Here is a 22116-nt window from a genome sequence, read left to right on the forward strand (position 1 = left end):
TTGTTTAATTGTTGAGTTGTGATTTTCGTAATGCATTAAGCTTGTTGGAAATTTTTTCAATTTCTGCTCTGATAGTTAAATAATTGTTTTCATCCATAAAATCTAATTCTTTTGAAATAATAATTTGGTTTAAAACTTCCATTAATGAGCTAAAGGCAATGGTAGTAAAATGAGCTTTGTCTTTGTTCGTACTTCTTGAAGTGCCTTCTGCTATATTTGATGCTATAGATACTGTTGCTCTTCTTAATTGGCTTGTTAATCCAAATTTTTCCTCAGAAGGGAACTTTTTAGTAGTTAAGTAAATTAATTTTACTAATTCTTTTGAGTCAATCCAAACACTTAGTTTCTCGAATGAAAATGTATACGCCATATTTATATTTTATTTATAATTAAGTAGTTACACGATTAAACAATTTAACCAATCTCATGTATTTACCTTCCATTGATGCGATTCGTCCTCAAAAATCTCTTTCCCAAATACGGGCACATCCGCTTTTATAGCTTCAACAATGAATTCTAGAGCCTCAAAAACGACTTTGCGCCTTGGAGAAGACACGAAAACGAACAAACATATTTCGCCAGCTTTCACGGTTCCCAGGCTATGATAAATGTGCATACAAGTCAGTTCAAATTTTTCAAAAGCAGCTTCTCGAATGTCATGGAATTTAGCATTTGCCATGTCTTCATAAGCCGTATATTCTATGGCAGATACCGTTTTGTCATCGATAATATCTGCTCGTACTTGTCCCAGAAAAATATTATGAGCACCAATACTCGTCTTGGTTTGATGTTTATATATGGATTCGCCAATAAATTCCGAAGAGATGGCGCCCTGTCTAAATACGTTTTTTATTTTTTTATCTTTCATCTGATAATGTTTTATACTGTTCTTTTAGATATGATTTTATGTCTGGAGCGCCTTCAATAATACTATAACAATTAGTAATATCAAGTGCTTCTAATAAAGAAACGGCTCTTTTACTTCGTATACCAGATTGGCAAAAAATAGCTTTTTTATTCTCTGGATTGATTTTTTCTAATTGAGATTCTAATGTGCTTAATGGAATGGATGTCACTTCCAAACTTTCAATTTTTGGTGTCTCATGAGTTTCACGAACATCTATAATTTGAATATTCCTTTGTTTAATAACATCTTTTATTGAAATAGAGCTGTCTTTCACTTCACATAGTTCTTCGACATGATAGGTATGAAAACTTTCTTTCTTGTTTAAAACGTTTTCAATTTCTGTCTCAGACTTATTGATGTTAAGCTTAATCGTTTGATTATTTAAGGCATGGTAACAAAGTAATGTCCCAGATAGTGTTTTACCAATATCTAATATGATTTTTATGACTTCATTGGCCTGCATAGTTCCAATAATACCAGGTAATACTCCTAGAACACCAATTTCAGAACAATTAGGAACAGCGCCTTTTTCTGGTGGTGTTGGAAATAAACAACGGTAACTGGGGCCATCATTATAATTAAATACAGAGACCTGACCTTCAAATTTGTAAATAGCTCCAAAAACCAATGGTTTGTTGGTTATTATTGATGCATCATTAACTAAGTAGCGTGTGGCAAAATTATCGGAGCCATCAACAATGATATCGTATTGATTAAAGAGGCCAATGGCATTTTTATGAGTGAGTTTTTCAGGGTACGCAATAATGGAAATACAATCATTTAAATCTTCCAAACGCCTTTTTGCTGCAATGGCCTTGTTTTCCCCTAAAGAAGATGTGCCAAATAGCACTTGACGCTGCAAATTTGATATATCTACCGAATCAAAATCTACGATACCAAGTGTGCCAATACCTGCAGCTGTGAGATATTGTAAGACAGGGCAACCCAGGCCACCAGCACCAATAACCAATACTTTAGCCTTAGAAATCTTGTCTTGACCTTCTTGTCCAATTTCAGATAGTATAATATGCCTGTTGTATCTATTTGTCATTATATTTCTAATTTTGTTTGCCATGTTAACGGTAGGAGACACCTCATAACAAAGAATAGTTTTTAAGATGATGAGATTTCTCCTTTATTTCGATTACACTCAGTACAAGCCGATTACATTGACTATCCGCCAGCAAAAGGCGGTAGAAGCGCAATCTCATTTCCAGAAACTTGAGTTTCTAAAGGCACTAATTCCTGATTTTGCGCCACCTTAAAATCTTTATCCTTTAATGGTACATACTTTTCATAGAGCTGTTCCATAAGCTCTGAAATCAAAGCACCTGAGAACTCTAAAGATTCCTCTCCTTTTTGAGTAATTTCAGCTATTTGACCAAAATATTTAATCGTTATGTGCATCTTTCAATTGTTTTAATTCTTCTTTTGTATTCACGTTCATGGTTGTACTATGATCATTAAAATGCAATGCAATATTTTTGACACGACATTGACCAACAGCCACACGTAAACGCCTTTCTCCTTTTTTCAATAGATTGCTAAATAGACTACAGCATTGTTGTTTATAAAGGGCTATTAAAGGCATCGTTTTACCATGGCTTTCTATTTGAACAATATCAAAGTCGTCATGAGCATTTATAATTAACTTTTCCAATACCTCTGTTTTAATTAGAGGAATATCGCAACTTAAAACTAAATTGTAATTTGTATTAGAGGCCTCAAGTCCTGAACAGATTCCAGCAACTGGCCCAGCGTCTTTTATAGTATCTGCGACTCTTTTATAGCCTAAGGCATCATAATCTGAATGATCAGATACTATGATGATTTCAGAGACCAATGGTTTTATGGCATCTATACTACATTGAACAAAAGACTTATCGTTTAATGTTAAAAAACCTTTATCCATCCCCATACGAGAGCTTTTACCTCCTGCCAGAATAATGCCTGTTATGTCTTTTTTCTCCATCATTTAAGTGAAAATTAATTTAACACTGGCAATCATTAAAACAAAGGCCAAAATGTATTGTAAGTTTTCGTTATTGATTTTTTTACTACCATAATAACCACCTAAAACACCCCCAATTAGTGCAATAGCGACCAATAAAAAGGACGCTTTTTCGAGTCGAACCCCGCTACTGAATTGTCCTATAAGCCCAGATGCTGAATTAACCCAAATAAATAGGGCAGAAACAGCAGCGGCCTCTTTCATTTTACCCCAATGCAATAACAAAATGACGGGGGTTAATATAATGCCACCACCAATACCAATAAGGCCAGAGAAAAAACCAATTATGCCGCCAATGATTAATCCTTGCCAAAGCGTTACTTGTTTTATGACTTGACTTTCTTTTCCGAAAACGTTTAGCATTTTTAGTATGGCAAAAATCAATAGAACGGCCAGTATCTTTTTATATATAGAAGCATCTACTTCAATCATACCACCTACAAAAGCTAAGGGGATAGAAGACAATGCAAACGAAAGGAATAGCTGTTTGTTAAAAAAACCTTCCTTATAATAATAGTAAAACGAAATTCCAGCGACAAATAGGTTTAACAATAGGGCAGTGGGTTTCATACTTTCAGGAGCAAAAGAAAACAATGCCATAAGCGCCAAATAACCACTGGCACCACCATGTCCCACACTAGAATAAAGAAAGGATACTACGGGGAGTATGATTAAAAAAATGTATATGTTTTCTGTTTGCAGCATTTTTTGAGTACTTAAAGTTTTAAGTTATAAGCATTTTAAAGTTTATTAGAGATGGAAGTAAAAAGAGCTAAAAGTGCTTTGGTTTCCTTATTCTACATTCGAGTTTTTTGCAAATTCTTTATTATCCATAATTTAGTTTTTATTATTATAGCTCACTTTAAGTATTTCAAATTTTAGGCATTTTAAGTATTTTTATAAAGCTTCAATTTTCTCCAGTTGCTTATCCAAAAAAGCCCAACAGTTTTTGTTTATCTCATCAAATGCTTTAATTAAAGATTTTCCATATTCAGTTAATTCGGCACCACCACCTCCTTTACCTCCAATACTATTGATTGTCACTGGTTTTTTAGCCGATTTATTTACCGAATCTAAAAGTTGCCACGCTTTTTTATAAGATATATTTAAAGATTTAGCTGCTTTAGATAGTGATCCCGTTTCTTGTATGGCTTTCAATAAGTGTACACGTCCTTCTCCTAGAAGCACATTGTTTTCAGATTCAATCCAGATTCTACTCTTAATTTTATAGCTCATATGCTCCCCAATTTAAAGATGTTTTCATTTTGCTTTTTATTAATAGAGGAAGGCGTTAATTGTAATATCGTATTTCGTAATTTAATTAATAAGGGGCTGGAATAGTGCGCCATTTTACCTATGGTCCAACTGGTTTTAACAACCTGATGTGCTTTGGGTAATCTTATTCTCTGAAATTCATTAAAAGCCTTATTCATTTCATATTTGCTAAGACACTCAGAAAGGATATAAGCATCCTCAATAGCTTGACAGGCACCCTGTCCCATATTTGGAGTTGTAGCATGTGCGGCATCTCCAATTAAGCAAACATTTTTTTTATGCCATACCTTTGTCGGTTTTAAATCTGAAATTTCAGCTTCATTGATATGCTGTATCGGGGTAGAAAGAATAATATCCTTAATAGTAGGATGGAATTTGTAAAATTCTTTTTTCACATTATTAAATACCAATTCATCTTTATTTTTTTTAAAAGATTTTAAGGCGTACCAATATACTTTGTCTTCTGAAATTTGCACAAAACCAAAACGTCCCTTTTCTCCCCAAGCTTCATTCAGTTCATTTTTAAATTTTGATGGCAAATTATAATCTGAGATACCCCTCCAGCAACTTTGATAGGCATGCCGAATACTATTTTTAGGAAACAACTGTTGCCTGATAACAGAGTTTATTCCATCTGCCCCAATAAGAGTAGAGGAATTATAATCTTTACCATTTTCAAAACGTAACGTAAATTCATTTCCATTTTTAATGACGTTTTTGAGCTTGTGGTTTAGAATGATCTCAGTCGATTTTAACTGGTCAATTAATATTTGTTGTAAAAGCCCCCTGTGGATTGCAATATTCTTTACTTTATATTTTTGTTCAAAATGGCTTAAATCAACTTTAGATAAAGGTTTAAGATTTGATGTAGTAATATTTAGTGATGAAATTAACTGTCCATTATTTTTAATGATATCATTTAGACCGAATTTTTTATAAACCTGCATGGCATTGTTAGCCAGAATAATACCAGCTCCAACAGGTTTTATTTCTTCGGCTTGCTCAAAAATTCTTGTTTTTAAACCTTTTTTTTCAAGCGCTATAGCCGTTGTTAAACCTCCTATGCCTGCTCCTATAATATCAATAACCATCTTTTTAAGTATTAGGTAATAAAATAATTTCGACCAGATCGTTCTTTTCTATTTTTGAAACGTTTTCGGGAACATGCACTAAAGCATTAGATAACGCAAATGTTTGCAGCATGGATGAATTTTGACCTTCCAAAATTTCAACTTCACCATCATTATATATCGCTTTTAAAAACTGGGGTCTATCACCTCTTTTTTCAAATACAGAAATAGATTTAGCTTTTATTCTAGGCAATTCAATCGTATCATTATCCATCATTTTCTGCAATGCGATGTACACATAAACATAAAAGCAGGACAATGCGGCGGCCGGGTTGCCTGGCAATGCAAATATGGCTGTGTCTTCTTTTTTTGCAAAAAATAAAGGCTTTCCAGGCTTTTGCTTGACCTTATAAAAAACTTCCTTTACTTGTAGTTCCTTAAGTGCTTTGCCAACAAAATCATAATCACCAACCGAGATACCGCCTGTTGCAATCACCAGATCGTTGTCTTTGATTACTGTTTCTAGTTTGTTTTTAGTTTGTGCATAATCATCTTCTATTTTGTGAATGGTCACATCGTAAAATTTAAGATTGTACAAAGCGTTTAAAAGCATTTTAGAGTTACTTTCGTATATCTTTCCATACGGTAACGGCATACCAGCCTCAATAAGCTCATTACCCGTAGTAATCAAGGCTATTGAAGGTTTTTTGTAAATATGTGCTTCCGTGATGCCTAATGATGTTAAGTAACCTATGGCAGCTGGTGTTAATTTGGTGCCTTTCTTTAAAGCTAATTCACCGATTTTAACCTGTTCCCCCATAGGACGAATATTATGATCTTTAGGAATATTACTTTCCATAGTTATTTTCGAACCATTCACAACAACTTTTTCTTGCATTATTACTGCATTGGCTGTTTCAGGAACTGGAGCACCCGTAAATATTCTAATGGCCTCTCCTGGTTTTAAAATAGGTTGATGATTGTCACCTGCTTTGACTTCATCAATTAATGTATATGATAAATCATTATGCAAAGACAAAGCATAGCCATCCATAGCCGATTGCCTAAAGGGTGGCATATTTATAGGGGAAATGATGTCCTTAGATAGATAATAGCTGCCGCATCGTTCTAAAGGTTTCACTGTTTCTCTGAAAAGTGGATCAATATTTTTTTCAACAGCATTTATAGCTTCTTTTATAGATATCATGTATTATAATCGTTATGTCTGTGCAAATATAACGATTCTGGTTTTTATTCAAATATGATTTTTGTTAGTTTTTTAACTGCGAAAACGCAGCTTATTTAGATTAGTTTTAAATTGTGACAGGCTCTTGTTCATATGACATTTGTCAGTTTTTATCTTTTTTAATTAGGATATTTTTATCCTGTTAAAAAACAAACGTATTTTATGCCTATAAAGAGTTACTTAGCGCACCCAGAAACAGGTCAAAAAGAAGTACTTATGAAAGCTTTGTCCAAGATTGACCATTGTGATGTTATTCCTGCTGAAAACAAAGAGTTGCTTATTGTAGTGACCGATACAGATAATAAAACTGACGACGAAAAAGTAAAAGAATCTATTGAAGCCATAGAGAGTTTAAAACTATTGGCCATGGTTTCTGGCTTTAATACACCAAAAAACAAATAAATATGCAAAATTCTTTAACTAGCAGAAGAAATTTTTTAAAAAAAATGGCAGCAGCGGCAGCTATGACGGCAGCAGCGTCGATGTTTCCAGGGATTATATTTGCTTCAGAACAGGATGCCAATCTACCAAAAGGAGCTAATCTAGATTGGAAAAAAGGACCTTGTCGTTTTTGTGGTGTAGGATGTGGTATCCTTGTGGGAGTAAATGAAGGCAAAGCAGTAGCTGTAAAGGGAGATCCTAATTCTTCAGTAAACAAAGGTTTGCTTTGTGTAAAAGGGTATCATCAAATCATGTGTACCCAGGCTAAAGATAGATTGACACATGCTTTGGTGAAAAAAAATGGAAGGTATGTTCAAACACCTATTAATGAAGCCTTAGATATTGTTGCCAATAAAATGAAAGAAACCATTGAAAAACATGGTAAAGACTCAGTGGCGATGTATACCTCTGGTCAGTCAACAATTCCTGAAGGTTATGTCGCTTCTAAATTAATGAAAGGAGCTATTGGAACTAATAATCTAGATTGCAATGCCCGCTTGTGTATGGCCAGTGCAGTAGCAGGGTTTTTAACTACTTTTGGTGCCGATGAACCTATGGGTTGCTATGAAGATATTGACCATGCAGATTACTTTATTACTTGGGGAAACAATATGGCTGAAATGCACCCTGTATTGTTCTCAAGAATGTTGGAACAAAAGAATAGAAGAGGAGCTAAAATCATAGATTTCGCTACCAGAACAACACGTTCAAGTACGGCATCCAATAAATCCATTTTATTTGAGCCTCAAACAGATTTGGCAGTTGCCAATGCTATATGTTATGAGATTATTAAAAATGGTTGGGTAAATAAATCCTTTGTAGAAAATCATGTGAATTTTAATAAAGGATTAACGAATATGGGGTATGGACTGGAGGATAAATTCAAATTTAAGGACAAACCGACTAAAATTGATTTTAAATCTTATAAAGAATTCTTAGAAGATTATACACCAGAGAAAGTAGCAAAATACTCTAAAGTATCAGTAAAAGACATCAAGTATTTAGCTGCTATTTATGGAGATCCTAATAAAAAAGTAGTTTCTTATTGGTGTATGGGAATGAACCAGCATACCCGAGGGACTTGGATGAACAATTTACTTTATAATATTCATTTATTGACTGGTAAGATCTCACAACCAGGAAACGGGCCATTTTCATTAACAGGTCAACCTTCTGCCTGTGGTACAGCCAGAGAGGTGGGGACTTTTACTCATAAACTACCAAAAGGCGTCGTTATGAATGAAAAACACCGTCGTTTGGCTGCTAAAATATGGAAAGTACCTTATGAAAGAATCCCGTCGAAGCCCACATACCATGCTACGGAGATGTTTAGAGCTGTAGATAGAGGTGATATTAAATTTATTTGGACACAAGTTACAAACCCACTCGTGTCGTTGCCAAAAACGAGCCGCTACCGTCCAGGTATGGAAAAAGAATCTTGTTTTGTTGTGGTTTCTGATGTATTTCCAACACCAACGTCTGATGTAGCAGATGTTATTTTACCAGCTTCTTGGCATATAGAGAAAAGCGGATTGTATGGAAACTCAGAGCGTAGAACACAACATTGGGATAAAATGGTGGAAGGGCCAGGAGAGACTACTCCCGATGCTTGGATGACCATTGAAATTGCCAAACGTATGGGCTATGGCGATTTATTCCCTTATAGTGAAGAAAATCATGTAGAAGAAATATATAATGAATATAGACAGTTCCATGAAGGAGCAAAACATGGAATGGCACCTTTGGAGGTACTTAAAAAAGAATCGGGTGCTATTTGGCCTTATGTAAATGGGAAATCTACGCAATGGCGTTTTAATGCCAAGTATGATCCAGCATGTAGCAATGGCAAAGACTTCGATTTTTACGGAAAACCAGATGGAAAAGCGGTTATTTGGCAGCGTCCTTACGAGCCAGCACCAGAAATTCCAGACGCAGAGTATCCATTTTGGTTAAATACAGGTCGTGTTATAGAACATTGGCATACAGGATCCATGACCCGAAGAATTCCAGTATTACATAAAGCTGTACCAGAAGCTTATGTGGAATTTCATCCAGACGATGCTAAGGGTTTAGGAATTCGAAATGGTGAAAAAATAAAAGTGAGCTCGCGAAGAGGATCCTGTGTATTACCAGCTTCGATAAATGAAAGAGGTTTACCTACCAGAGGACAGGTCTTTGTGCCTTTCTTTGATGAAAATATGCTAATTAACGATGTTACATTAGATGCTTTTTGTCCGATTTCTAAGGAACCGGACTATAAAAAATGTGCTGTTAAAGTTGAAAAAGCATAACAATGAGAAAAAGACTAGGTATCATATCGCTATTTGTAATTCTGTTTATAGCATTTATAGCTATTTGGAATTACAGCTATCAATTAGGGCTGGAAGAAGCCTATATTCCAATAGAGGCTAGTAGCAATGTTCATGCAATTCCTTCGGAATCAGGTGTTTTTAAACGCTCTCAGCATGCCTTGGATTATGAGGGTATGCCCGTTGATGGAAAGCATCAAAGATCATTAACAACATATTATAATAACAGAGCTTATCACGGAGCGCCTCCCAGTATTCCTCATTCCGTAGATGAACATCAAAACATGGGAGGACAAAGTTGTCTGAAATGTCATGAAAATGGTGGTTTTACTGAAAAGTTTCAAGCCTATGCACCTGTAACACCACATCCAGAATTGGTAAACTGTAAGCAATGTCACGTAGAGCAAAACACACAAACTTTGTTTAAAACAGGAGATTATGCCAGTGTAGTAGCTCCAGAAACAGGAGTTAATAACGCCTTATTGGGAAGTCCGCCAATGATTCCCCACCAAATTCAATTGCGGGAAAATTGTTTATCCTGTCATGCAGGACCTAGTGCACCTAAAGAAATTAGGGTATCGCACCCAGAACGGGTTAACTGTAGGCAATGTCATGTACCTAACAATAAAGAGATGACAGCGGTAGAAACATTTAAAAGAGCTGGTAATGAAGAATAATATAGATATTATGAGTAAAATAGTTTGTTTTTCTTTTTTCTTACTTGCATTCTTTTCTTGTAAGCATCATGAAAATGAATACCATAGCATAACCGATAAGATTGAGGCAGAAAGTAAAAACTATCATGGAACCTCTATATCGTCTGAAGCCTATATCGGTGATATAAAAACAATTGAAATTACCGAGGGCATGCATACCTTTTTAATTCCCGAGCGAAAAAGTCAAATAAAATCGTATGCCTGTACAGAATGCCATACGAAACCTCTAACTCAGATGCAGAGTAAAGATCTTAAAAAAGCACATTGGGATATTAAACTAGATCATGCAAATGCCAATACCATGAATTGTGTGACTTGTCATAATCCAGATAATACGGATGATTTAAAAAGTTTAACAGGAAAATCTATCGATTTTAATAATAGCCATAATCTGTGTAGCCAATGTCATACCAAGCAATTTGAAGATTGGAAAGGCGGCGCACATGGTAAACGTATTGGTGGATGGGCACCACCTAGGGCATCTATGACCTGTGTAAACTGCCATAACCCGCACAAGCCCCATTTTGAATCCAGGTGGCCAGCACGTTTTAATACCCAAAAGGTAAAAGAAAGAGAATAAACACCATTTAAAGGAATTAATAATATTTAGGTATGAGTGATAATAACAAAAAATGGTTTTCATTAAATCTTGCTAGAAAGGCTCATAAGTCTACTGGTTCTTGCAATTGTGGAAAGACTTCTGGAGGTTGTGGAACTTCGTCAAATTCCCATCATATGACTGATGATGAGTTTGCAGCCGCAGCTATAAACGCATCTATAGGAGAAGAAAGAACTAAAGATGGCTTCGAGCAAGTTTTTGATGTTAAGATGGACCGACGGACAGCTTTTAAAAAATTAACAGCTAGTTTGTTAATTGGAGCCGGCGCAGTGAGTACTTCTTGTAGTGTGATTAGTGGTGATGAAAGCAAGGAAAAGGCACAAATAGATTGGGAAGAACAGTTTAAAGGGAACTATAAATTGATGACCGATGAAGAGAAAGAAGCTACAGTAGATCGGTTGGTGCGTTCATACCAATTAAGAACGGGAAAAACCATAAGTATGTCCTCTAAAAATGCAGAAGAAGATGTATTGTTTGGTTATGCTTTTAATATATCTAAGTGCCAGGGATATATGGATTGTGTCAATGCTTGTGTTGAGGAAAACAATCAAGACAGGGATTCGCAAATGCAATATATAAGAATCCATGAAATGAAGGATGGTAAAGGTTTTAATTTCAATGAAGCCGATGATAATTACTACCACGAGGTGCCAGCTCAAGGGCATTTTTATATGGGAACACAGTGTTTTCATTGTGATAACCCGCCTTGTGTCGAAGTGTGTCCTGTACAAGCGACGTGGCGAGAAGATGATGGTTTAGTGGTTGTGGATTACGACTGGTGTGTAGGATGTAGATATTGCATGGCCGCTTGTCCTTATGACGGCAGACGCTTCAACTGGAGTAAGCCAGAAGTGCCAGAGGCAGAGATTAATCATAACCAACACTATTTAGGAAACCGCATGCGTAAGAAAGGCGTTATGGAAAAATGTACCTTTTGTGTACAGCGTTCTAGAGCAGGCAAAAACCCAGCATGTGTGGAAGCATGCCCTACAGGAGCACGTATTTTTGGCAACCTGTTGGACCCAAATAGTACTATTAGATGGGTGTTAGAAAATAAGAAAGTATTTAGATTGAAAGAAGACCTGGGAACAGAACCAAAGTTCTGGTATTTTATGGATTAATAACGATGCGTAATTATATTTAAATGAAACGATTAAAAGTTTTTGGAAGTTTAGTTAAGGATAGTTTGGACACAATTACACATGGTTCCAAAAAGTACCATATATGGATGGGCTTTTTAACATTTGTTATGTTAGCTGGTATGTATTGCTATTCCATTCAGTTGGAACATGGTCTAAGTGTTACAGGTATGACAGATAGGGTAAGTTGGGGCTTGTACATCTCTAATTTTACATTTTTAGTAGGAGTAGCCGCAGCAGCCGTTATGTTGGTCATGCCTACCTACGTTTTAAAGGATATAGATTTTAAACAAGCTGTACTTATAGGAGAAGGATTGGCAGTGGCTGCACTTATTATGTGCTTGGCTTTTGTAATTGCAGATATGGGAGGTCCTTCTGTTTTATGGCACATGATTCCTGGAATAGGCGTGTTTAATTTTCCAAACTCCATGCTAACGTGGGATGTATTGGTACTTAATGGTTATTTGTTTTTAAATATTACGATCCCTTTTTATATTTTGTTTAGACATTATCAAGGTAAAGAAGCCAAATCCAGTGTATATATTCCAGGGGCTATTCTGTCCGTATTTTGGGCTGTGGCTATTCATTTGGTAACAGCGTTTTTGTATCAGGGATTACAAGCACGTCCGTTTTGGAATAACGCATTGTTGGGGCCTCGTTTTTTAGCATCGGCATTTGCTGCTGGACCCGCATTGATTATTCTTGTTTTAGCTATTATTAGAAATTTTACCGAGTTTAAAATTCAGGATAAGACCATTAAAAAGATAGCTATGGTAGTTACGGTGGCTGCTCAAATAAATTTAATTATGCTTATATCTGAATTGTTTAAAGAGTTTTACGCCCCGACACACCACAGTGAAAGTGCCTATTATCTTTTTTTCGGACTAGATGGTAAAGATGCATTGTTGCCATGGATTTGGACGGCCATTCCTTTGAATGTTTTGGCTACAGTTTTATTGACTTTCCATAAACTTAGGAATAATTTTAAAGTCTTGTTCTTCTGTTGTTTTATATTATTTATAGCTATTTGGATTGAAAAAGGGTTTGGACTTATAGTGCCTGGTTTCATTCCAGGACCCTACGGGAAAATAGCAGAATACACACCCACTGGTATAGAAATAGGTGTAACACTAGGTATATGGGCACTTGGCGCCTTTGTATTTACAATATTGGCTAAAACTGCTATTGGGATAGAGTTAGGCAAATTAAAATATAAAAAGAAATCGTAAATTTAGAATGTTACATTTATGTAAATTCAAATTAAAAATATTATTAAATATGACTTATATCAGTTTATTTATTATTAAATTATGAGAGATTTACACACGGTTTAGAACGGCCTTGTTAATGCTTATAAATTTTATAGAGTATTCACATAAAGGTCCAGAAATGATCTTAATTTGATGCTTTAACCAAGATAGAAATTTAATAACGTGAATCTTAAAAAAAACATTTTACCAGATAAAAAATCGAGATGGAGAACCGTCGCGGTTTTTTTAATTGCAGTTATTACTGGATTGGGGCTTTTTATGGCTAAAGAAGCTGAAGTTGTATCTTATATGTCCGATAACCCCCAAGCCTGTGTAAACTGCCATGTTATGACACCCGTTTATAATAGTTGGATGCACAGTTCACACAGAGAATGGGCCAACTGTAACGACTGTCATGTTCCCCATAACAATACATTTAATAAGTATTACTTTAAGGCAAAGGATGGTTTGTTCCATGCCTCTGTATTTACTTTAAGAGCTGAACCAGAAGTCATGTTTATGCGAGAAGAGTCTCAAGAAGTTGTACAGAACAATTGTATTCGTTGCCATGTACAGCAAGTCACTCAAACCAAGTATGATGGTTGGATAGATGACCATGCAAAAAACAGAACGGAAAGAAAATGCTGGAGCTGCCATCAGGAAGTACCGCATGGTACAGTACATGGTATATCCACAATAAAAAATAATATAGCACCAATTCCAACAGACACAGAAGAAACAGTGATCCCAGATTGGTTAGAAAAACAAATAGCAGACAAATAATTATAACAAAAATGAAAAACAAAGTATTATTTATTGTTACCGCAATAGTGGTATTTCTATTGGGGTTGTTAGCATCAAGCATAGTTAACAGAAAAAATGAAGCGAAATACAAATATGTTCCGCAAGTTGAAATAAGCGAAAACGAGCCGCGAAATGAAGAGTGGGGTAAAAATTACCCAGCCGAATATCAATCGTTTTTGCAAACAGCAGAAACTGATTTTGCATCACAACAAGGCGGGTCTGCTATGAGAGATGTATTGCATGAAGATTCGCGTTTAGTCGTACTTTGGGCTGGCTATGGATTTTCAAAAGATTATAACCAGGGTAGAGGGCATCAATACGCCATTGAAGACTTGAGAAATACGTTGAGAACAGGTGGGCCAAAAGGAAAAGGAGATGGTCCAATGCCTGCTACATGTTGGACCTGTAAAAGTCCCGATGTACCTCGCTTAATGAATGAAAAAGGTATTGCCGAATTTTATTCAGGGAAATGGGCGGATAAAGGTGCTGAAGTTGTTAACCCTATTGGTTGTGCAGATTGTCACGATTCTAAAACCATGAAACTAACGATTTCTAGACCGGCATTGGTTGAAGCTTTTGAAGAAATGGGGAAAGATATTAATCAGGCTACCCATCAGGAAATGCGTTCGCTAGTTTGTGCTCAATGTCATGTGGAATACTATTTTGATAAAAAATTACCTGGTAAAGAAGGTGTTCCTTATTTAAAATTCCCTTGGAAAAATGGTATGTCTGTGGAAGCTATGGAAAAATATTATGATGATATAGAGTTTAAAGATTGGACACATAAACTAAGTCGTGCCCCTATGCTTAAAGCACAACATCCAGGTTATGAAACCTATTTAACAGGTGTGCATGCCGATAGAGGCGTATCCTGTGCAGATTGCCACATGCCTTATAAAAGTGAAGGTGGACAAAAATTTACAGATCACCACATACAATCTCCTTTAAATAATGTATCGAATGCCTGTCAGGTTTGCCATAGAGAAGATGCCGATAAATTAAAGCAGAATGTTTACGAGCGTCAACGTAAAGCGACAGAAAACAGATTAAAATTAGAAGATTTTATAGTAAGGGCCCATATAGAAGCTAAAAAAGCATGGGATTTAGGAGCCACGGAAGAACAAATGAAGGATATCTTAATGGATATTCGCCACGCACAATGGCGTTGGGATTATTCTGCAGCAGCACATGGAGCATCATTTCATTCGCCAGTTGAAACAGCGCGTGTTATGGGAAGTGCGTTTACGGTTATTCAGGAAGGTCGTTTAAAATTAGCACGTTTATTATCTGAATTAGGACACAATAAACCTGTTGAGATGCCAGATATTTCTACTAAAGAAAAGGCTCAAGCTTATATTGGTTTAGATGCTGAAAAAATGAAACAGGAAAAAGAAGCATTTAAAGAAAACCTGGTTCCAAAATGGTTAGAAGAAGCTAAAGCACGTGAAGCTAACTATGGTGCCAAAGAAGTATCAATGACTACCAACTAAAATTTTTATTTGTCATATCTATAGTTTTTTAAAAAGATAGCATTTGATGGATAAAACCGCAAATGCTATCTTTCTTCTTTTAAGACATACCCATGCAAAAATTATATAAACTCTTTTCATCCTCAAGTTTGGCACTGTTGCTACTATTAATTTTCGCAATTGCTATGGCAACTGCTACATTTGTTGAAAACGATTTTGGCACCGCTACTGCTTGGGCTATTATTTATGATGCCTGGTGGTTTGAAGTTGTTATGCTGGGATTGGTTATTTCTTTTGTAGCTAATATTTTTAAATATAAGTTGCTGCGCAAGGAGAAATGGGCGACTTTATTATTTCATGTGGCATTTATTGTTATCATATTAGGGGCAGCTATTACAAGATATGCTTCTTATGGTGGTATTATGAGAATTAGGGAGGGGGCTTCCTCTAATATCGTTATTTCTGATACTAATTTCTTAACCGCAACAATAACCGACGGAACCAATACAAAGACAATAAAAGAAAAACTCACATTCTCTCCCATAAGCGATAATGATTTTACAATAAAGACAAGTTTTAATGATAAACCTGTAATTATTTCATATAACAGTTTTATTGCTGATGCTATTCCTGAAGTCGTCAATGACGATGCTTTAGGTGAACCACTTTTAGAAATGGTTGTAACTGTTGGTAATGGCAGAAACACGGTCTATCTTAAAAAAGGCGAAATTGAAAAAATTGGAGAACATCAACATGAAATAGGGTTTAACTCCAATAAAAAAGGGATTATTAATATTATAGAAAAAGAAGGTGCTTTTAGTATTGAAGCACCACACGACCTGGACTTTTTTATTATGTCCTCACAGCAAGCAGGAAAAATTGTTAAGGATAGTTTACAGGCGATTACTTTAAGGACTTTATATAGAGATGGTGATATTTCTTTTGTGCCATTGGTTTATCATGAAAAAGGGAAATTTCAATTAAAAAATGCTTCAGATAAGCCCAAGGATAATGATAAGACCAAAGATGACGCCCTCATTGTAAATGTTTCTGTTGATGGAGAAGAACAACCCGCCAATATTTTATACAGAGAAGGCTTTTTGCCTACACATCATAATTTGGAAGTTAATGGTTTACAAGTCGTGTTATCTTATGGAGCTGGCGCTATAAAAACACCTTTTTCAATTCAGTTAAACGATTTTCAATTAGAAAGATACCCAGGATCTTCAAGTCCTTCTGCCTATGCCAGTGAAGTTACTATTCTAGATAAGGATAAAAAGACCCCATTTAGAATTTTTATGAATAATGTACTCGATTATGAGGGGTATCGTTTTTTTCAGGCTAGCTATGACACTGACGAAAAAGGCACCGTGCTTTCTGTAAATCATGATAGATTGGGGACTATAGTGACCTATTTAGGGTATTTGTTAATGATGCTTGGGATGTTTTTTACACTTTTTGGAAAAACATCGCGTTTTCAATTTATTAATAAAAAATTAAAACAGTTAAAGAAAAAAACTGTAGTAATAACGTGTTTACTTCTTTTAGGATTTACCAATGCCTTTGCGCAAACTTCAACAGACTCGTTAACAGCTGTTGTAGAAAAAGCGATTAAAAAACAAGAAATAGATAAAGGACATGCCGATTTTTTTGGGAGGCTTTTAGTTCAAGATTTAGACGGTCGTATAAAACCTATAAATACGCTGGCGTCAGAATTCCTTAGGAAAATCTCCAGAAAATCCAAGTTCTCATACCCTCTAGCTAATAAAAAAATAGAGTTGGATGCTAACCAAACCTTTTTGGCCATGCATATGTTGCCCCAAATATGGCAGCGTGTACCTATTATTAAGGTAGATTTTATGAAAACAGGTACTTTGTTTGATAGTATTCCCAAAGGAAAAAATAAGCTCATAGCTTTTACTAATTTATTAAATAAGGATGGCAACTACCTTTTAACCAATGAAGTAGAAGACGCTAATAAAAAGAAACCATCGGAGCGAAATGAATTTGATAAGGAAGTTTTAAAAATAGACGAACGCTTTAATATTCTCTACAATGTCTTTATAGGTAATTACTTGAAGATTTTCCCAAATAGGCATGATAAAAATAATACTTGGTTTAGTTATACACATCATTTTAAAGACTTTCCAGATGAAGATGCACAATTCGCAAAAACCATTATACCTGCCTATTTTAAAAATATAGCAACAAATAATTATGAAAGTGCTCATGAAAAACTCATGTATATCAAAAAATATCAAGAAGTTCTGGGGGCAGAAGTTATTCCAACACCAAAGCGGATTGAAGCAGAACTATGGTATAATAAGGCCAATATTAATTTTTGGTTGTTTCAAGTATTCTTTACACTGGGTTTTGTCTTATTGATCTTGGCTATCGTTAAAATGTTTTCAAAGAAAAAATGGATTGAGTTTTTAAATAATACGTTCATCATTTTAACATTGATTTCCTTTTTGTGCTTTACAGGAAACATTCTATTACGTTGGTATGTAGCGCAGCATGCTCCGTGGAGTAATGGTTATGAAATGCTCATTTTTGTAGCATGGGTATTGGTGTTATGTGGGTTGATTACATTTAGAAAATCGGATTTTTCACTTCCCTTATCGACTTTGTTTTCTGGTGCTTTATTGTTTGTAAGCTATTTAGATTGGTTAAGTCCAGAAATCACCAATTTAATGCCTGTATTAAAATCATATTGGTTAAAAATTCATGTAGCTACTATTGTAAGTAGTTATGCGCCTTTGGCATTGTCCGCTATTCTAGGGCTCATGGCTTTGTTATTATTGATTTTTAAAACACCAAAAACAAAAGATATTATAGAAATAAAAATTAAAGAACTTACTTATATTAACGAAATAGCCATGACAATTGGTCTGTTTGTATTGGCCGTAGGCACTTTTTTAGGTGGTATCTGGGCAAATGAATCCTGGGGACGCTATTGGGCATGGGATCCTAAAGAAACTTGGGCATTGATAAGTATTATTGTGTATGCTATCGTTTTACATTTGCGTTTTGTTCCTAAATTAAATAATATATATGTGCTTAATGTTGCCAGTATGTTTGCTTTTTGGTCTATTATAATGACTTCTTTTGGGGTGAATTATTACCTCTCTGGCTTGCATAGCTATGCAGCAGGTGACCCTTTGCCTATTCCTGTATTTGTTTATGTGTTGGCTATATTTATGATAGTTGTTGCTATTGTAGCTGCGGTTAGGAATAAAGGTAAGCAAGCTGTTTCTACAAAATGATACATTAGTAATAATTTCTTTTTGATTAAGAAATTTAGATGTAAGTAATGCTTTCAAATATGCTGTATTTGTCATTCCTGCGAAAGCAGGAATCCACTGTTTTACAGAATGCCCCATGTGTAAATAGTACAATAATGCTACCTTTTACTTTAACGAATAAACTGACAAAGGCTTTTAGGTTGGAAGAACAAGCGTTTTAGAAGTTATCTATTTGAATTCAAGCTAAGTAATGATTTAATATTTTTAATATTTATGTGTATTCCTACTTTTTCAGGAATAACAAAGTAATGATTATCAAATAATATAAGAGGGTAGATTAAAAATGAAATCAAAATCACATTTTTTATTTTACGAATATGTCATAAATCAATATTCAAAATTTCCATGTTGCAAATTTGAATGTTGATTTTTCGTTTTCTCTTAAAAGTGAATCCTTTAATTATGATAATACGTATTAATACTTATATTCGTGATATCATATGATATTAGAAATATCCTTTTAGAGTATGCAAGCACCCTTAAATAATATAACTGAGGTAAAACAAAAAGCAAAGTCATCGTTTGGTTTGGCTTGCAGTTCATGTGATAATTATAATTGCCTGATAAAAAGGAATTTATCAGCCCTTGAAAACCTTGATTTTATAGGAAAAAAGAATAATATCAAATGTAAAAAAGGGCAACAGTTTATTATAGAGGGCGCTCCTGTAAATGGTTTGTTTTTCATTTTAAAAGGGACGGTAAAAGTATTCAGAACAGGCATTAACGGTAGAGAACAAATTGTAAGATTTGCTAAAGAAGGTGAGATTATTGGTCACCGTGGTTTTGGAACCGAAGAATATTACTCTATTGGAGCTATTGCACTACAAGACACCATTTTGTGTTATTTTTCGAAAAATGACTTACAGGAAGTATTGCTTGCTAATCCTAAGTTCACTTACGATATGATGTTGTTTTATGCTAATGAACTTAATAGAAGCGAGAGCAAAGTAAAATCGATCTCTCAAATGGCCGTTCGCGAACGTGTTATCGATACCTTATTATATATCCACCGAAAATTTGGTGATTTAAAAGGCTTTTTAAATCTGCCATTAAGTAGACGCGAGTATGCCGATTACGCTGGTACTACGGAAGAGCAAGTAATTCGTACATTTTCTGCTCTTAAAAAAGAAAAACTCATTATTGCAAAAGGAAAGAAAATTGGCATTAATGATATACAACTGCTTAAAAAAGAAATTAGTGAGCATAATTACTTTTTAGATACTTAGTTGTTTTCTAAAGATGCTTAAACTTCACTGTTTAGACTTCTCTTAAAAAATACAAATAACATACATGTGTACATCTATTGTATGCATTTATATGGCGTATGTATTTTTAATTGATTAGTATTGATTTAATATACTTCCGTCCAGTTTTTATTACTCACTAAAGAGATTAATATTTGAATATTCATTAGTCATATATAGTTGAATCAGGATAAAATAGCATAGGAAGAGTAGACCTGACAGGTTTTTAAAACCTGTCAGGTCTCTTAAATTTCTAAAAAATACAAATACAAGCTATGTCAAATAATTATGATTTAGCTATAGCTCCTAAGTTTATCCATTTTTAAATAATTTACTGCGTTTTGATAGTTTTTAACATGTAGTAAAAGACCATTTTCAACTGTATTATTTCATAATTAATTAAGGAGCTACTATTTATTTTTGCCTCAAGTAAGTAGTAATACTTATTTTTTATAAAATACAAACCAAATACACAACATTTATGGAATCAAAAACGATCACCCTAGTTCAAGAATCATTTGAAAAGGTAAAACCTATAGCTCCAACTGCTGCAAAAATATTTTATGAGAAACTTTTTGATTTAGACCCCCAATTAAAACCATTATTTCCTAATAGTGACGATGCTATGAAAGAGCAAGGAAATAAATTAATGAGTATGCTTGGAGCTGCTGTTGCAGGTCTAAGTAATTTGGATAGCTTAATTCCAATTTTGAAGGACTTAGGGAAAAGACATGTAGAATATAAGGTAGAAGCTTTTCATTATGATACTGTGGGCGAGGCATTGTTAGGAACCCTTGAGGTTGGTTTAGGTGATGACTTTACTCCTGATGTGAAAGAAGCATGGACAACTGTATATGGAACTATGTCTAATGTCATGATTGATGCTGCTTATTAATAACTTAAAACGAAGGCATATGAAAACTATTTACAAAACCATATTATTATTTACATGTATTATTTTGGCATCTTGCGGAGGTGTTCCAGAAGAAAAATCTAAGGTAGCAAGTATTGAAAAAGCTTTTTCGGTAGAAGAGGTATTAGAAATGGTTGCCAAAGAGAATGATGTCACAAGAACATTATATACTAAAGCCATTGTAGGAAAGGGGAAAGCCCAGGGGATGAAGTTTGATGAAGACTGGAGAAAAGATGATGTAGAAGCAGGACCACTACCAGCATTGTTTCTTAGAGGCGTAGCAACAAGTATTAGAAAAAGCCCTGTGCCTTTAGGGTTGTATTTAGGTTCTGATTTTCCAGTCAATGCCGCTAACAAATTTGAAGGAAAGCAGGCCGATTTGTTCGAAGAAATAAAAAAGGATCAAAAACCTCAATTTTTCTATGATGAAGAGCAAAAATTGCATACGGCTATGTTTGCAGATTTAGCTAGTGCTGGAGCTTGCGTAAGCTGCCATAATAAGCACCCTCAAACAACAAAGTCCGATTGGAAATTGGGTGATGTTATGGGGGCAACAACATGGCAATACCCCAAAGATTCATTAACATATAAAGAAACTGTAGCCGTTTTAAATGCGTATGCCAAAGGAACTGTAGATATATATGTACAGTATTTAGATGAAATTAAAGCTTTTGAAGCAAGTGAAAAACCAGAAATAGGTGATAAATGGCCAGCAGAAGGGAACTATCTGCCAACAGCAGAAGTCTTTCTTGATAGCGTTAAGAAGTTATCTTCTTACGAAACCATGAAACATCTAGTAGCAACAAAATAAGTTAAATTTAGTTTTGATTATTCATTGCAGCTTTGCTCATTTCTAAGGCCTCAAAAAAGTTATGGGCAGGTTGCATTGTTTTCCTAAAAAAAGCTCGATAGTTTATGGTAATTAATAGCAAATCCACTTTAATCGGATTAGTTTTAGTAAGCGTTTTCTTCTTACAATTTCTTTTGAAATTAGAATGGCATTGGTTGTTTGAACTTCAGCAACAAGAAATGTATAAGCGCTGGTCTGGGTTAGTATTGGCCCTATTTATAGCCTTTCAATGGATTTTAACATTAACTCGTGTAATTAAGAGGTTTAAAAAACATGCCATGTCTATGCAGGCTATACACAAATGGTTGGGAGCTTTTAGTCCGCTGTTTTTTTATATGCATAGTATGTCTTTAGGTTATGGTTATTTGTTATTGCTATCTTATATATTCTTTTCAAACACCTTATTAGGGTATTTTAACCTAGATATCATAAAGAATAATAGCGATTTATTATTTAAAGGATGGATGATTACTCATGTTGCATTATCCATAATAGTTACAATAATGATGGTATTCCATATTACCATGGTGTTTTATTATAAATAGATA

The 22116-nt window shown here is 34.7% G+C and carries 22 protein-coding genes; 13 read left to right on the plus strand and 9 right to left on the minus strand.

What is annotated here, in order from left to right; translation table 11 throughout:
• Window positions 1-4: 4 nt before the first annotated feature.
• The 9 genes from HHX25_RS14620 to HHX25_RS14660 form a co-directional block, all read right to left on the minus strand.
• Window positions 5-370 carry a four helix bundle protein gene (locus tag HHX25_RS14620; RefSeq protein ID WP_169675015.1) on the minus strand — a complete coding sequence of 122 codons (366 nt, stop codon included), beginning with the start codon at window positions 368-370 and terminating at the stop codon, window positions 5-7.
• A 54-nt stretch (window positions 371-424) separates the two neighbouring features.
• Window positions 425-868, minus strand: coding sequence for a molybdenum cofactor biosynthesis protein MoaE (locus HHX25_RS14625; protein ID WP_205958047.1), 444 nt, complete (start codon window positions 866-868; stop codon window positions 425-427).
• Window positions 858-1958, minus strand: coding sequence for a HesA/MoeB/ThiF family protein (moeB, locus tag HHX25_RS14630; RefSeq protein WP_240964543.1), 1101 nt, complete (start codon window positions 1956-1958; stop codon window positions 858-860). The genes HHX25_RS14625 and moeB overlap by 11 nt, the downstream gene beginning before the upstream one ends.
• 122 nt (window positions 1959-2080) lie before the next feature.
• Window positions 2081-2314 (minus strand): MoaD/ThiS family protein, encoded by a 234-nt coding sequence (locus tag HHX25_RS14635; protein WP_169675018.1) that lies wholly within the window; start codon window positions 2312-2314, stop codon window positions 2081-2083.
• Window positions 2298-2882 carry a molybdenum cofactor guanylyltransferase gene (gene mobA / locus HHX25_RS14640; RefSeq protein WP_169675020.1) on the minus strand — a complete coding sequence of 195 codons (585 nt, stop codon included), beginning with the start codon at window positions 2880-2882 and terminating at the stop codon, window positions 2298-2300. Before mobA ends, HHX25_RS14635 begins: the two co-directional genes overlap by 17 nt.
• A complete protein-coding gene (locus HHX25_RS14645) occupies window positions 2883-3623 on the minus strand; it encodes a sulfite exporter TauE/SafE family protein (RefSeq protein WP_169675022.1) in 741 nt (246 codons plus the stop codon).
• 192 nt (window positions 3624-3815) lie between these two features.
• Window positions 3816-4154: a winged helix-turn-helix domain-containing protein gene (locus tag HHX25_RS14650; RefSeq protein WP_169675024.1), complete on the minus strand. Its 339-nt coding sequence runs from the start codon at window positions 4152-4154 to the stop codon at window positions 3816-3818.
• A complete protein-coding gene (locus HHX25_RS14655) occupies window positions 4151-5284 on the minus strand; it encodes an FAD-dependent monooxygenase (protein WP_169675026.1) in 1134 nt (377 codons plus the stop codon). The genes HHX25_RS14650 and HHX25_RS14655 overlap by 4 nt, the downstream gene beginning before the upstream one ends.
• Window positions 5285-5288: 4 nt before the next feature.
• The gene (locus HHX25_RS14660) at window positions 5289-6470 is read right to left on the minus strand and encodes a molybdopterin molybdotransferase MoeA (protein WP_169675028.1); all 1182 of its coding nucleotides are present in this window, start codon (window positions 6468-6470) and stop codon (window positions 5289-5291) included.
• Window positions 6471-6671: 201 nt separating this feature from the next.
• Between HHX25_RS14660 and HHX25_RS14665 the strand changes: the two genes are divergently transcribed.
• The 13 genes from HHX25_RS14665 to HHX25_RS14725 all read left to right on the plus strand — a co-directional run bounded on the left by HHX25_RS14665 (window position 6672) and on the right by HHX25_RS14725 (window position 22113).
• Window positions 6672-6911 carry a hypothetical protein gene (locus tag HHX25_RS14665; RefSeq protein WP_169675031.1) on the plus strand — a complete coding sequence of 80 codons (240 nt, stop codon included), beginning with the start codon at window positions 6672-6674 and terminating at the stop codon, window positions 6909-6911.
• Window positions 6912-6913: 2 nt separating this feature from the next.
• The gene (locus HHX25_RS14670) at window positions 6914-9241 is read left to right on the plus strand and encodes a molybdopterin-dependent oxidoreductase (protein WP_169675033.1); all 2328 of its coding nucleotides are present in this window, start codon (window positions 6914-6916) and stop codon (window positions 9239-9241) included.
• 2 nt (window positions 9242-9243) lie between these two features.
• On the plus strand, window positions 9244-9936 hold the full coding sequence (locus HHX25_RS14675) for a nitrate reductase cytochrome c-type subunit (protein ID WP_169675034.1): 693 nt from the start codon (window positions 9244-9246) through the stop codon (window positions 9934-9936).
• The gene (locus tag HHX25_RS14680) at window positions 9926-10555 is read left to right on the plus strand and encodes a cytochrome c3 family protein (protein WP_169675036.1); all 630 of its coding nucleotides are present in this window, start codon (window positions 9926-9928) and stop codon (window positions 10553-10555) included. The genes HHX25_RS14675 and HHX25_RS14680 overlap by 11 nt, the downstream gene beginning before the upstream one ends.
• 32 nt (window positions 10556-10587) lie before the next feature.
• Complete coding sequence (locus HHX25_RS14685; protein WP_169675039.1) at window positions 10588-11715, plus strand: 4Fe-4S dicluster domain-containing protein; 1128 nt, start codon at window positions 10588-10590, stop codon at window positions 11713-11715.
• A 23-nt stretch (window positions 11716-11738) separates the two neighbouring features.
• A complete protein-coding gene (gene dsrP / locus HHX25_RS14690; RefSeq protein WP_169675041.1) occupies window positions 11739-12962 on the plus strand; it encodes a sulfate reduction electron transfer complex DsrMKJOP subunit DsrP in 1224 nt (407 codons plus the stop codon).
• 204 nt (window positions 12963-13166) lie between these two features.
• Entirely contained in the window at window positions 13167-13766 is a 600-nt protein-coding gene (nrfH, locus tag HHX25_RS14695; protein WP_169675043.1) for a cytochrome c nitrite reductase small subunit, read from the plus strand.
• An 11-nt stretch (window positions 13767-13777) separates the two neighbouring features.
• Window positions 13778-15277, plus strand: a complete 1500-nt coding sequence (gene nrfA, locus HHX25_RS14700; RefSeq protein ID WP_169675045.1) for an ammonia-forming cytochrome c nitrite reductase — start codon at window positions 13778-13780, stop codon at window positions 15275-15277.
• Window positions 15278-15369: 92 nt separating this feature from the next.
• Window positions 15370-18522 (plus strand): cytochrome c biogenesis protein CcsA, encoded by a 3153-nt coding sequence (gene ccsA / locus HHX25_RS14705; RefSeq protein WP_169675052.1) that lies wholly within the window; start codon window positions 15370-15372, stop codon window positions 18520-18522.
• 506 nt (window positions 18523-19028) lie between these two features.
• Complete coding sequence (locus HHX25_RS14710; RefSeq protein ID WP_169675054.1) at window positions 19029-19787, plus strand: Crp/Fnr family transcriptional regulator; 759 nt, start codon at window positions 19029-19031, stop codon at window positions 19785-19787.
• Window positions 19788-20286: 499 nt separating this feature from the next.
• A complete protein-coding gene (locus tag HHX25_RS14715; RefSeq protein WP_169675056.1) occupies window positions 20287-20700 on the plus strand; it encodes a globin family protein in 414 nt (137 codons plus the stop codon).
• A 19-nt stretch (window positions 20701-20719) separates the two neighbouring features.
• Entirely contained in the window at window positions 20720-21529 is an 810-nt protein-coding gene (locus HHX25_RS14720) for a c-type heme family protein (RefSeq protein ID WP_169675058.1), read from the plus strand.
• Window positions 21530-21702: 173 nt separating this feature from the next.
• Window positions 21703-22113: a hypothetical protein gene (locus tag HHX25_RS14725; RefSeq protein WP_240964544.1), complete on the plus strand. Its 411-nt coding sequence runs from the start codon at window positions 21703-21705 to the stop codon at window positions 22111-22113.
• The last annotated feature ends 3 nt before the right edge of the window (window positions 22114-22116 follow it).

Origin of the sequence: Flavivirga algicola, assembly GCF_012910715.1 — a bacterium.
Classification (GTDB): Bacteria; Bacteroidota; Bacteroidia; order Flavobacteriales; family Flavobacteriaceae; genus Flavivirga; species Flavivirga algicola.

Coding starts and splice junctions, on each gene's coding strand:
- HHX25_RS14620 (WP_169675015.1), bottom strand. CDS start 370: ATGGCGTATACATTTTCATTCGAGAAACTAAGTGTTTGGATTGACTCA.
- HHX25_RS14625 (WP_205958047.1), bottom strand. CDS start 868: ATGAAAGATAAAAAAATAAAAAACGTATTTAGACAGGGCGCCATCTCT.
- moeB (WP_240964543.1), bottom strand. CDS start 1,958: ATGACAAATAGATACAACAGGCATATTATACTATCTGAAATTGGACAA.
- HHX25_RS14635 (WP_169675018.1), bottom strand. CDS start 2,314: ATGCACATAACGATTAAATATTTTGGTCAAATAGCTGAAATTACTCAA.
- mobA (WP_169675020.1), bottom strand. CDS start 2,882: ATGATGGAGAAAAAAGACATAACAGGCATTATTCTGGCAGGAGGTAAA.
- HHX25_RS14645 (WP_169675022.1), bottom strand. CDS start 3,623: ATGCTGCAAACAGAAAACATATACATTTTTTTAATCATACTCCCCGTA.
- HHX25_RS14650 (WP_169675024.1), bottom strand. CDS start 4,154: ATGAGCTATAAAATTAAGAGTAGAATCTGGATTGAATCTGAAAACAAT.
- HHX25_RS14655 (WP_169675026.1), bottom strand. CDS start 5,284: ATGGTTATTGATATTATAGGAGCAGGCATAGGAGGTTTAACAACGGCT.
- HHX25_RS14660 (WP_169675028.1), bottom strand. CDS start 6,470: ATGATATCTATAAAAGAAGCTATAAATGCTGTTGAAAAAAATATTGAT.
- HHX25_RS14665 (WP_169675031.1), top strand. CDS start 6,672: ATGCCTATAAAGAGTTACTTAGCGCACCCAGAAACAGGTCAAAAAGAA.
- HHX25_RS14670 (WP_169675033.1), top strand. CDS start 6,914: ATGCAAAATTCTTTAACTAGCAGAAGAAATTTTTTAAAAAAAATGGCA.
- HHX25_RS14675 (WP_169675034.1), top strand. CDS start 9,244: ATGAGAAAAAGACTAGGTATCATATCGCTATTTGTAATTCTGTTTATA.
- HHX25_RS14680 (WP_169675036.1), top strand. CDS start 9,926: ATGAAGAATAATATAGATATTATGAGTAAAATAGTTTGTTTTTCTTTT.
- HHX25_RS14685 (WP_169675039.1), top strand. CDS start 10,588: ATGAGTGATAATAACAAAAAATGGTTTTCATTAAATCTTGCTAGAAAG.
- dsrP (WP_169675041.1), top strand. CDS start 11,739: ATGAAACGATTAAAAGTTTTTGGAAGTTTAGTTAAGGATAGTTTGGAC.
- nrfA (WP_169675045.1), top strand. CDS start 13,778: ATGAAAAACAAAGTATTATTTATTGTTACCGCAATAGTGGTATTTCTA.
- ccsA (WP_169675052.1), top strand. CDS start 15,370: ATGCAAAAATTATATAAACTCTTTTCATCCTCAAGTTTGGCACTGTTG.
- HHX25_RS14710 (WP_169675054.1), top strand. CDS start 19,029: ATGCAAGCACCCTTAAATAATATAACTGAGGTAAAACAAAAAGCAAAG.
- HHX25_RS14715 (WP_169675056.1), top strand. CDS start 20,287: ATGGAATCAAAAACGATCACCCTAGTTCAAGAATCATTTGAAAAGGTA.
- HHX25_RS14720 (WP_169675058.1), top strand. CDS start 20,720: ATGAAAACTATTTACAAAACCATATTATTATTTACATGTATTATTTTG.